Below are 11714 nucleotides of genomic sequence, written 5' to 3' on the forward strand. Positions count from 1 at the left end.
CGGCGTCGACGCCTGCGGAGTCAGCATTCCGATCCGCGCCCGCCGCCCTGCCATCCGTGGGCGAACGGCTGGGGGTCTGGCGCATCACCGAGGCGCTGTTCGAATGCGCGTCCGGGCAGTGGTTCCGTGTTGAGCATGCCTTGGCTGCCGGGCAGCGTGGGATGGCGTTGGTCTATCGTCACGAATCGGATGCCCAGGCGGTGCTGATGCGCTTCGCCGAGGATTCCGACGCGCTGTCCCGTTTCCATGAGCCGACTTATGGCGCGCCGCTGGACAGCGGGCTCACGCCGTCCGGCCTGCCCTATCTGATCGTCCCGGCGATGGAGGGCGCGCCGCTGATGCGGGTGGCGATGGCCTTGCCGCTGAGGCGACGGATGCAATTGCTGCTGGATCTGGTGGGGGTGCTGGATGCGGCGCAGTCGCAGGGGCTGATCCTGCACGAGCTGGATCCCGGCACGCTGTGGCTAAGTCCGACGCAACAGCTGCATTGGCTGGGTCAGGGCCTGGCGCCGCGTGTCAGCGAGGCGCCGACCGCGCAGGTCCGGGCGGCGTTGCCGCTCGCGGATGCCCGTCAACGTGCCGGTGCCCGACCGGATGCGGCCAGCGAGGCGCATGCGTTGGGACGGCTGTTGGGGCTGCTGGTGAACGGCCGACTACCGCGCAGCGACGCGGGCCTGGACGGGCTGACCACCGATGAGGCGGACAGCAGCGCGACGCCGGTGGCGTCGCTGCAATCCTGGATGTCGCTCACAGCGGCGCAACGTGAAACCCTGGACCAACTGCTGGACAGGGCGATGGTGGACGGCCGCACCTTCACCGACCGCGCGCCTCTGGCCGCGGCAGTGGAACAGTGGCTGGAGGCGGCCTCGATCGCGCCGGCACCTGCGACGCGGAACTCCGCGAGCGTGTCCACCGGACAAACGTCCACCCCGCTGGTGGCCGAGGAAAAGCCGGTCGCATCGGGTGAAGCATCGATCGCTCAACGGCTGGGCATCGTCATCGTGATGGCGGTGATTGCCCTGGTGGTGTGGGCGCTGATGCGCTGGCGCTGAATTGATGGCCCCTGGGATGGGGGCCGATTGTTTTTGCCTAGCTCCAAGCAAGGGCATTCGACGATCGCTCTAACGCAGAAATCGCGGGGGCGCTTTCGCATCAGTTTGCAATCGGCACCCCCGAGGGGTGGCCAGCTTTTGCATGCTGAATCGCAGATTCTTGCCGGATGGATAGTTTGTATCTAGGTCTATTTTTGGATATTCAATCAATTTAGGCAAATTGCTTTACCCACTTTGTGCTCGATAGGATTTATCTCCTAATCAGCAAAGGGGGTTTGATTGATCGAAATTTGGAAGCGACTGGTCCAGCGATGGCGAAGCGATGCCGGCGGGAAATCGCCGCCCGCGCAAGGTGCGCCGTTTCGACTGGACGAACTCTCGGATGAGGCTCTGGCGAGTGTGCTCAAAGATGCAGCGGCCGACAGCTCTTGCATCGCGGACTTGAAAACTGACCTGATGCAGTTCTACAAGAACCACCACGCCACGCCGAAGCGTTGGGCCGTTCGAGATGGGGAGAAATCGTATCTGGTATTTTTTCCGGCACCACTCCGAACCAAGTCGTCTTCGTTGACGTACGCCTTTTATTTTGAAGGGCGCATGTATCGATTTCGGACTTTGGATCTCTATCGGCCCGACGTTTATCTGGCGGAGTCTTCGATGTCGAGCGCGGCGCTGAATCGTGTCAGGGGCCATCTACGGACGGCATTCATGGCGCACGGCAAGTTCGGAATGCCCGCCGAACGCGGGTTTGATTGCCAGTTCATCAAAAGACCTGTGGGCGACGGCAGATTTGGAGTGAACCGATGAAGATCTCCTTGGGCGTTGCCAAAAAGCTCATTCTGGAGAATGAGTGGGACTTGGGTCAGTTAATGAAGTTGGTGGATATGACTTCTCCGGCAGTTGAGACCGACCAACCAGGTCTTCCCAAAATCGTCTATGACGTCAGCGCGTACGACGATTCTGCCGCAGAGATGGCGTTGGCATTGCAGTTATCCGGAAAGGTGACAACGATTGGTCAAAGTCATGTCGGGCGGTTATTGAACAGTCCGGAGTTTCTTTATGCGGTTCAGGCAGCGTTGAAGCTTGAATTATTGGGTGATCGACATGCAGAGCCGACGGCCAAACAGATGGAGGGCTTGGTGGCGGTCAGTGATCAATGGTTGCACGGCAGTGGGAAATGACGGCGCGCCGGCTCATATTCAGGCTGTCATGGTGAACGATAACGGCCTTTTCCTAACCCGCTTCACTCATTTTCATCATGGCATTTCAATTGAATGGCTTCTGTGATGATGACGCTGAGCGCGTCATTCGAGATGCAGAAGTCGCCGTCGGATTTAGTGATCGCGTTGTGAGTTTATTAAAATTTTCTAGAAGGATTAGGAGTGTTAATAGCTGGGTCGTCGACGGCGCGACTGGTGATTATCTGGTCGAGGTGAGACATTATCCTGGCGAGCCACATTCCGACTATTGGTACATGCTGTTCACTCAGGGGCGCTCATTCATGCTCGTTGTTAGGCTGTTTCCATTGGACGAGGTGTTCTTTGCGGGCGGGGAGGCGCCATCCGTCGAGGAGCGCGCGGAAATAGAAGACCTCGCCCTTAAAGCACTAAAAGTTCATGGCCGCTACGGCTTCGAAGTTCCTGAAGGAACGCTCAATTACCATGACTTAAAGTTTATTGAACGCCCGGGTGATATCAATGCGGGCCCTTAAAGATGATCGCTTTCCCGCTGGATTTTTCTAGGCTCGCGGGAATCTGATATTTAATTCTGCACGGTAAAGTGTAGGCAAGAAAATTAATACGCAGCATATTATTTTATGGAGAATAAGATGTTCATCCTAAAGAAATTTTCGGCCTCGGACATTGCTCGTGTCGAAGCCGATGTACTTGCTGATTCAAAATGCCACAAGGCAGTGAGAAACGCGATCTCGAAATACGTTCGAGCATCTGGAGCCGTGCCGAACAATTGGGTTGTAAATGAGGCGTCTGATGCATACCTCGTATTTCTTACGCCGTTGCCGTACGTGAATGCGCTTGGAGATGCATTTGCGGCATTTGTTGATTCGCGTGTGTATCGAATTAGAGTGATATTTGATGAAACGTCCGAGGTGTATTTTTCGGAGGAAAACCCTCCACCCGAAAATGAGCAGGAGCGTGTTCAGCAGCTAATCATCGCTGCGCTCAAAGTGCACGGACAGTACGGACTCGGGCCTGAAGACGAGAATCCGCATTATAAGTATTACAGCTTCATTCCTCGTCCGAGTTCGGACTCCCAGATGGGAGGTCTGTGATGTTTCTGAGTTGCGACGAGGCTCTAGAGCTTTTGGATGGGCAGAAATACACGGTGGACGAGCTTAAATATCTCGTTACTCAGGTTTCCGGGAAAGTGAAAGGTGCAAATAGCGAGACGATCAATTTGCTCTATTCGGGAGGGATTGATGGAGGGCGCACAAGAGATATAGTTGAAGCTCTTAACCGATTGCCTAATGTCAAAAACATCAGCGACAGCGAGGTTGGGGAGTTCGTCCTAAGTCGCAAGTTTCAGAATGCTCTGGATAGGGCGATAAATTTAGAATTATTTGGCGACGAATATCCGGCATTGAGAACCCAGCCCGAAAAAGACCTTCGTGCAACGTATTATAATAGGGTTGTTTATGGAACTGAGGGTCCAGCCCTCCATGGGCCGCGTATAAAGGGTGCTGATTCAGTTTGGGACATTACATCGGGGAACTATGCGTCGCATGCAGAAGGCTCTTTTAGAGTTGTGGCGATGGAGAAGTTTGATCCGCTAAGCATATTTGTCCAGTCCGAAGTCGAGCCGCTGCTTGCAAACAAGGGAGTTTCGACCATTGACGGTCTCTCCCGCGCCGGACTTGTAGAGATGGCCAAAACCAAAGGCTTGGACGTCGTCATTGACCGCATCAATGTGAATGCGGTCTCGCAAGTGGCTGCCAGCGGTCTCTCGGTAACCAATGTTGACGACTATCTTCACCGGGCCAACCACCTCGACGAATATCTCGCGCAGGAGCCCCACGCTCTGAACCGATTGACGAAAGGTCTGCAAACCGTCGACGGCAATTGGCGTGGCGAACTTAAGCCGCTCACCACGTCGATGATCTACGACGCGGCAGCCGCTTACGACCCAATAACCTCCACCACCATTTCGGCTGCAGGAAGCACGCTGCTCAAGCGGCTCGGCGTCGCCGGCACCTTGATCGGACTGGGGCTGGCCGCTGGCGAAGCCGCTGCTCAGGACGCCCGTGGCGATCGCAAAGCCGCCATCCGTACGATGGAAGACTGGGCGATGGACGCTGCCGCCTCCGGCGTCGGCTCAATGATCGGCGGCGCGCTTGCGGGCTTGGCGCTCGGCGCCTTGGCCGCGGCAGGCGTCACTGTCGGCGCACCGCTGACCCTCGCCGCGATGCTCGCTGGCGGAATGATCGGCGGCGTCGCCGGCGCAGAGGCCGGCATGTCCCTGCTCGACCGCATCCGTGGCATGTTCGACACCGCGAAGAAGACCGTGTCCCCCCTGGTGCTGGACCTGGACCGCGATGGCATCGACACCCTGTCCGTCCGCGACACCGCACGCATCCACTTCGACCACGACGCCAACGGCTTTGCCGAGCGCACCGGTTGGATCTCGCGCAGCGACGCCTTCCTGGTGCGCGACCTCGATGGCAACGGCCGCATCGACTCGGGCCGGGAGCTGTTCGGCAATCACACCCGCCTGTCCAACGGCGCCACCGCCGGCAACGGCTTCATCGCCCTGGCCGAACTCGACCTGAACCGCGACGGCGTGATCGATCTCGAAGAAGCCGCCCACGCCCGGCTGCTGCTTTGGCGCGATGCCAACAGCAACGGCATCACCGACGACGGCGAGTTGCTGACGCTCGCTGAGGCCGGCGTAGCGTCGCTGCTGGTGAACTACACCCACAGCAACCGCGTCGACGCCAGCGGCAATGCGCACCGACAGCTGGGCTTCTTCGTCGCCGCCGACGGGGCCAAGGTCGCGATGAACGATGTCTGGTTCGCGGCCGATCTGGCGCTGACGGTGAACCAGCAGCCGCTTGAATTGTCTGAAGCGATCCTCGCGCTGCCGGAAATCGCCGGCATGGGCGGCGTGCCCAGCCTGCGGCAGGCCATGGCCCGCGATGACAGCGGCCAGTTGCAGCGACTGGTCGAGGAATGGGTCGCCGCCGATGCGACGGCGCGGCCATCCTTGATGGAAAACCTGATCTTTCATTGGGCAGGCGTCCAGGATGCCGACCCCGCTTCTCGATGGAGCGCCAGCAACGGTCTGGGCGATTCACGTCGGCTGCTGGCGTTGGAGCGCTGGCTGGGTGAGTCGTTCAAGCAGGCGTCGTCCAATAGCCAGGACCCAAGGCCGGATGCCTCTGGCTTTCTGCGGCAAGCCTTCGAGTTGCTGGCGTTCTCGTTGGAGCGCGAGCTGCTGCTGCAGACGGACTATGCCCGGCTGCTCAATCGCCCCGACCTCATTCTGTGGGACACCACCCAGCAGACCTTCGCGGTCGACCAACGAGCCTTGCTCGATCTCCTGGCCGATCGCCATGCCGCGCTCTGGGCCGACTCGCCCTATGCCGCCATGCGGGATCTCTGGCAACTGGGCCAGGCACTGCGTGAACTCGGCGCCGGTGGGAAGGTCCTGGTCGATGCCCTGCAAGCCGAGGCGACCGCCCGCGGGGACCGGTTCGGACAGCTGCTCAACAGCACCTTCAACACCAGCGAAGCAACCATCCTCAACGTCCAGCGCGACGCGAGCCGCTGGACGTATCTCGAGGAAGGCATCGCCCACGTCGCCATCTTGGGTGGCGAGCAGAGTGAGGTGCTGTCGGCAGGCGCGGGCAACGATGAGTTGTACGGCGGGGCAGGCAACGATCGCCTATTCGGGAATCATGGTGATGACATCCTGCATGGCGGCTCAGGCGACGACCATCTCGAAGGCGGCGCCGGAGACGACACGCTGCACGGTGGAACTGGCAACGACTACCTCGAGGGCGGTACCGGCCGCGACACCTATCGCTTCCACTTGGGCGATGGACAGGATCGCATCTACAACTACGACGGCGGACGGACCGCCGCCTCCTTGCTCGATGAGGACTACGACCAATTGGTGCTCGGCGAAGGGCTGTCTGCGGCAACCACCCGGATCAGCCGCCAGGGTGATCATCTGACCCTGTCTTGGGCAAGCGGCGATTCGGTCACCATCCAGTACTACTTCGCGAGCCCAACCTACCGCATGCCCATCCAGTTCGCAGAGGGAGTGACCTGGCGCATGCAGGACATCGCGTCCCAGCTGAACTACATCGGCACCGACGCGTCGGAGACGATGACGGGCGTGGCCGGCTACACCAACCGCATCGATGGCCGCGGCGGCAACGACACGATCAGGGGCGGCGATCTGGCAGACGTTCTGTCGGGCGGCGATGGCAACGACTCGCTCTATGGCGGCGCCGGAGACGACACGCTGCACGGTGGAACTGGCAACGATTACCTCGAGGGCGGCACCGGCCGCGACATCTATCGCTTCCACTTGGGCGATGGACAGGATCGCATCTACAACTACGACGGCGGCCGGCCCGCTGCCTCCTTGCTCGATGAGGACTACGACCAATTGGTCCTCGGCGAAGGGCTGTCCGCAGCAGAGACTCGGACCAGCCGCCAGGGCGAGCATCTGACCCTGTCCTGGGCAAGCGGCGATTCGGTCACCATCCAGTACTACTTCGCGAGCCCAACCTACCGCATGCCCATCCAGTTCGCAGAGGGAGTGACCTGGCGCATGCAGGACATCGCGTCCCAGCTGAACTACATCGGCAACGACGCGTCGGAGACGATGACGGGCGTGACCGGCTACAGCAACCGCATCGATGGCCGCGGCGGCAACGACACGATCAGGGGCGGCGATCTGGCAGACGTTCTGTCGGGCGGCGATGGCAACGACTCGCTCTATGGCGGCGCCGGAGACGACACGCTGCACGGTGGAACTGGCAACGATTACCTCGAAGGCGGCACCGGCCGCGACACCTATCGCTTCCACTTGGGCGATGGACAGGATCGCATCTACAACGACGACGGCGGCCGGACCGCCGCCTCCTTGCTCGATGAGGACTACGACCAATTGGTCCTTGGCGAGGGGCTGTCCGCAGCAGAGACTCGGACCAGCCGCCAGGGCGAGCATCTGACCCTGTCCTGGGCAAGCGGCGATTCGGTCACCATCCAGTACTACTTCGCGAGCCCAACCTACCGCATGCCCATCCAGTTCGCAGAGGGAGTGACCTGGCGCATGCAGGACATCGCGTCCCAGCTGAACTACATCGGCAACGACGCGTCGGAGACGATGACGGGCGTGACCGGCTACACCAACCGCATCCACGGCCGCGGCGGTGCCGACACCCTTCGTGGCGGCGCGTTGGCGGATGTGCTCAGCGGCGATGACGGCAACGACGTGCTTGACGGCGGGGCGGGCGACGACATCCTGATGGGCGGTACCGGCAATGACCAACTCTATGGCGGCGTTGGCAACGACCTCTTCCTGTTCCGCCCGGGGGACGGTGCGGATGTCATCTCCTACAGCGATTCGCTGGAAATGCGCGGAAACGACGTCGACACGCTTCTGCTGGGCCGGGGCCTGAATGCTGCCGACACGATGTTGTCACGCCAAGGCCTGGACCTCCAGTTGTCCTGGGGCGGCGCCGACGCCATCACCGTTCGCCGGTTCTTCGCTGCGGGCGAGACCTTGGTGGATCGGATCGTGTTCGCCGATGGCGCGGTGTGGTCTCAGTCCGCGGTGTCGCAGGCATTGACGGGTGTCGAGGGCACGGTGAGTTCGGCGGCGCTTGCACTTTCAGAGGAGTCGGAGGACGAGACACTCGCCGCCTTGCTGATGCGTGTGTCATCGCAGGGCCTCGATCCTTCTGCCTGGATGAACACCGCCACCGCGGCGCCCGTGCTGATGGCTTGACCCTCCGATTGAGGGCCGGCCATGGGGGATGGATCGCTTGCCGACCCGGGCGATCCGCCTATCATCGTCAGCGTCATGGAGCATCGCCGCCGCCAACTGCTTCAACTCGCCGCCTCCGCCACCCTGGCGGGCTGCGGCATGGCCCGCGCTGCAGCCGCCAGCGTTGCTGCCGGTGGGGCGGCGCGGCCGGTGTCGGTGGTCGGCACCACCTTCTCCCGCTTGTTCGAGCCGGCCTCCGCCAGCCCAGGCGGCCCGCCCGTGCAAGGACTGGCGGTCGACCTGCTGGACGCGATCCTCCTGCCCGCCGGCTTTGCGCCACGGTATGAGCTGCTGCCCTGGTTGCGTGCGCAGTCCATGATCGAACACGGTCCGGCGGACATCCTCGTCGGTCCTTATCGAACGCCGGAGCGGGAAAAGCGGATGCGCTTCTCTCAGCTGCCGTTCTATGAGGATGCGTTGGTGTTCTATGTGCGCAGCGGCCAGCAGGACCTCTGGCGCGACGAATTCGCCAGCCTGCGGCGCTGGCGCGTCGGTGCGGTGCAGGGCTGGGTGTATGGGGAGCGATTCGATCAGGCCCGCAGCGCGCTCAGCGTGACGTCCGTGCGCGACCTGTCCACCGCCTTGCGGATGCTGCAGCGGGGCCGGCTGGACCTGGTGGCGGCCAATCAGCGCAATTCAGAACCAGTGATCCAGGAATTGGGCCTGACCGATCAGGTCCAACTGTGTGCACCGCCCTTTGCGCGACTGCGAGGGCACTTTGCCTTCAGCCTGGAGCCGCAGGGCGCCGCCTGGCACCGCCTCGTGGACGCCGGCATGCAGCGCCTGCGTGCCAGCGGCGAACTGCAGCAACTGGCCAGGCGACGCGGCGTCACCCTGCCGGACTGAGAACGGACCGACGCCAGACTCAGCCCGCCATCGTCAGCAGGATCACACCGACCAACGCCGGCAGGGCCTGGACGAAGAGAATCTTGCGGCTGGCAGTCGCCGCGCCGTAGACGCCGGCCACCAGCACACAGACCAGGAAGAACAGCTTCACCGGCCCACCCGCCGCGCCCAGCGTCAGCCCCCAGAGCAGGCCAGCGGCCAGGAAACCGTTGTACAGGCCCTGGTTGGCGGCCAGCACCTTGCTCGCCTGCGCGAACTCCGGCGTCAGTCCGAAGGCCTTGCGCCCGGTCGGCTTGGTCCAGAGAAACATCTCCAGCACCAGGATGTAGACATGGATGAGGGCCACGAGGGCAATGACGATGTTGGCAGCTGTGTTCATGGCGCGGACTGTACGTCCCGCTATCATCCCCGGCCCATTCGAAGTTCCCTGTCCCGCAGGTTCCACCAGGTTCGCCCATGTCCGAAGCCATGCTCAACCCCGCCCAACTGGCGGCCGTGCACCACCTGGAAGGACCCTGCCTGGTGATCGCGGGCGCCGGCTCGGGCAAGACCCGGGTGATCACCCAGAAGATCGCCAAGCTGCTGTCGGTCGGCTATCGGCCGAAGAACATTGCCGCCATCACCTTCACCAACAAGGCCTCGCAGGAAATGCGGGAGCGGGCCAAGCATCTGGTCGGCAACAAGGCCGGGCAGGAACTGGTGATCTCGACCTTCCACTCGCTGGGGGTGCGCATCCTGCGCGAGGACGGTCGGCACCTGGGCCTCAAGGAACAGTTCTCCATCCTGGATTCCGACGATGTGCTGTCGGTCCTGCGGGATGCCGGCGGCACCACCGACGCGGCCACCGCCAAGTCCTGGCAGTGGACCATCTCGCTGTGGAAAAACCAGAACCTCAGCGCACAGCAGGCCCTGGCCTATGCAAAGGACGACAACGAGCGCGCTGCCGCCGTGGTCATGCAGCGCTACCAGGAGCGGCTGACCGCCTACCAGGCGGTGGACTTCGACGATCTGATCGGCATGCCGCTCAAGCTGCTGCAGACCTTCGATGAAGCGCGTGGCAAGTGGCAGGAAACCCTGCGCTATGTGCTGGTCGATGAATACCAGGATACGAACGCGGTCCAGTATGAGCTGCTGAAGTGCCTGGTCGGCGAGCGCGCCATGTTCACCGCAGTGGGCGATGACGACCAGTCCATCTACGGCTGGCGCGGCGCGACCATCGAGAACCTGAAGAAGCTGCCGGTGGATTTCCCGCAGCTCAAGATCATTCCGCTGGAGCAGAACTACCGCTCCACCAGCGCGATCCTGCGGGCGGCGAACAACGTCATCGGCTCCAATCCGAAGCTGTTTCCCAAGACGCTGTGGAGCGAATTCGGCGAGGGCGATCCCATCACCCTGATCGAGGCCGACGGCGAAGAGCACGAGGCCGAGCGCGCCGTAGCCCGGATCCAGTCCATCCTGGCCAATCATCCGACGACCAAGTTCTCCGACTTCGCCATCCTGTACCGCGCCAATCACCAGGCCCGGATCTTCGAGCAGGCCCTGCGACGGGCCGAGATCCCCTACAAGGTGTCCGGCGGTCAGAGCTTCTTCGACAAGTCCGAGATCAAGGACCTCTGCGCCTGGCTGCGCCTGCTGGTCAACCAGGACGACGATCCGGCGTTCCTGCGCGCGGTCACCACGCCCAAGCGCGGCATCGGTCACCAGACGCTGGGCCATCTGAGCGACTTCTCCACCAAGTGGAAGCTGTCGATGTTCGAGTCGCTGTTCGCTGAATCGCTGAAGGCGACCCTCTCCAGCAAGGCGCTGCACGGACTGCATGAGTTCGGGCGCTACATCGTCGATCTGGAATACCGGGCGCGTCATGCGGTCGGCGCCGAGGAAGGCAAGGCGCTGATGATGGAGTGGCTCAAGGACATCGGCTATGAGCAGCACCTCATGGACAGCGAGGAGAACGAGAAGGTCGCGGTCGCGCGCTGGGGCAATGTGCTCGATTTCGTCGACTGGGTCGCCAAGCGCTGCGGCGGCGAAATCTCCACCGAAGGCGGCATCACCACCGAAAGCCCGCGGCAATCGTTGCTCGAGGTGGCGCAGACCATCAGCGTGATCCTCTCGCTGGCCGAGCGCAAGGAGGAGCAGGACCAGGTCGTGCTCACCACGCTGCATGCGTCCAAGGGTCTGGAATGGCCGCATGTGGTGCTGGCCGGCGTCAACGAGGGGCTGCTGCCCTTCAAGTCCGAGGACGAGGACATGACGCCCGCCCGGGTCGAGGAAGAGCGCCGGCTGATGTATGTGGGCATCACCCGGGCGCGACGCACGCTGGCGGTGTCCACGCTGCGGCGTCGCAAGAAGAACCGCGAAACCGTGGTCGGCATTCCCAGCCGCTTCATCGCCGAGATGAAGCTGCATGAGAGCGGCATCAAGGAAGACCCGCGGGAGAAGCTCAAGCGCATGCGCGAGCAGCTCGCCGCCAAGGCCGAGGCGAGCGCCGCCGCACAGGCGGCGGCGAAGAAGCTGGGCTGAGGCGGCGAGGGTGGGCCTCCGGTCTGCTGCGCCATGACCCATCGCTTGTGCGGGGGCATTGGCTTCAACGAAGTGCCTGCCCGCCGGCTCGAATCACCAACGCCATCGACGATTTCCTGATTCCCCGATGCATCCCACGCGGCACCCAGGGAGGACCCTGACGCGCTGGGCGCTAGCCGGCGTGTGGCGGGCGTTTGCCGCACGCAGCCGTGCCGCTTGTCCCCGCACCCTGTAAGGTCTGCCACATTCGCGGGGGGATGGCCGTTCGGTGTCATCCGC

At 62.3% G+C, this 11714-nt stretch carries 9 protein-coding genes; 8 read left to right on the plus strand and 1 reads right to left on the minus strand.

The genetic code is table 11. The annotated features are described in order from the left end of the window. The first annotated feature begins 56 nt into the window (after positions 1 to 56). The 7 genes from N4261_RS02520 to N4261_RS02550 all read left to right on the plus strand — a co-directional run bounded on the left by N4261_RS02520 (position 57) and on the right by N4261_RS02550 (position 8915). Positions 57 to 1052, plus strand: a complete 996-nt coding sequence (locus N4261_RS02520; RefSeq protein ID WP_261758665.1) for a hypothetical protein — start codon at positions 57 to 59, stop codon at positions 1050 to 1052. 279 nt (positions 1053 to 1331) lie between these two features. Further along, positions 1332 to 1859, plus strand: coding sequence for a hypothetical protein (locus tag N4261_RS02525; protein WP_261758666.1), 528 nt, complete (start codon positions 1332 to 1334; stop codon positions 1857 to 1859). Next, a complete protein-coding gene (locus tag N4261_RS02530) occupies positions 1856 to 2233 on the plus strand; it encodes a hypothetical protein (protein ID WP_261758667.1) in 378 nt (125 codons plus the stop codon). Before N4261_RS02525 ends, N4261_RS02530 begins: the two co-directional genes overlap by 4 nt. Before the next feature lie 77 nt (positions 2234 to 2310). Beyond that, entirely contained in the window at positions 2311 to 2763 is a 453-nt protein-coding gene (locus N4261_RS02535) for a hypothetical protein (protein ID WP_261758668.1), read from the plus strand. A 117-nt stretch (positions 2764 to 2880) separates the two neighbouring features. After that, positions 2881 to 3342, plus strand: coding sequence for a hypothetical protein (locus tag N4261_RS02540; RefSeq protein WP_261758669.1), 462 nt, complete (start codon positions 2881 to 2883; stop codon positions 3340 to 3342). A 479-nt stretch (positions 3343 to 3821) separates the two neighbouring features. Next, complete coding sequence (locus N4261_RS02545) at positions 3822 to 8030, plus strand: calcium-binding protein (RefSeq protein ID WP_261758670.1); 4209 nt, start codon at positions 3822 to 3824, stop codon at positions 8028 to 8030. A 75-nt stretch (positions 8031 to 8105) separates the two neighbouring features. Then, complete coding sequence (locus tag N4261_RS02550) at positions 8106 to 8915, plus strand: substrate-binding periplasmic protein (protein WP_261758671.1); 810 nt, start codon at positions 8106 to 8108, stop codon at positions 8913 to 8915. Between the two features lie 19 nt (positions 8916 to 8934). On the opposite strand, the gene N4261_RS02555 is transcribed toward N4261_RS02550, so the two are convergent. Next, positions 8935 to 9294, minus strand: coding sequence for a DUF1304 domain-containing protein (locus N4261_RS02555; protein WP_261758672.1), 360 nt, complete (start codon positions 9292 to 9294; stop codon positions 8935 to 8937). A 77-nt stretch (positions 9295 to 9371) separates the two neighbouring features. Between N4261_RS02555 and N4261_RS02560 the strand changes: the two genes are divergently transcribed. After that, positions 9372 to 11435 (plus strand): ATP-dependent helicase, encoded by a 2064-nt coding sequence (locus tag N4261_RS02560; protein WP_261758673.1) that lies wholly within the window; start codon positions 9372 to 9374, stop codon positions 11433 to 11435. Positions 11436 to 11714 lie beyond the last annotated feature (279 nt).

This window comes from Roseateles amylovorans, from assembly GCF_025398155.2.
Taxonomy (GTDB): Bacteria; Pseudomonadota; Gammaproteobacteria; order Burkholderiales; family Burkholderiaceae_C; genus Roseateles; species Roseateles amylovorans.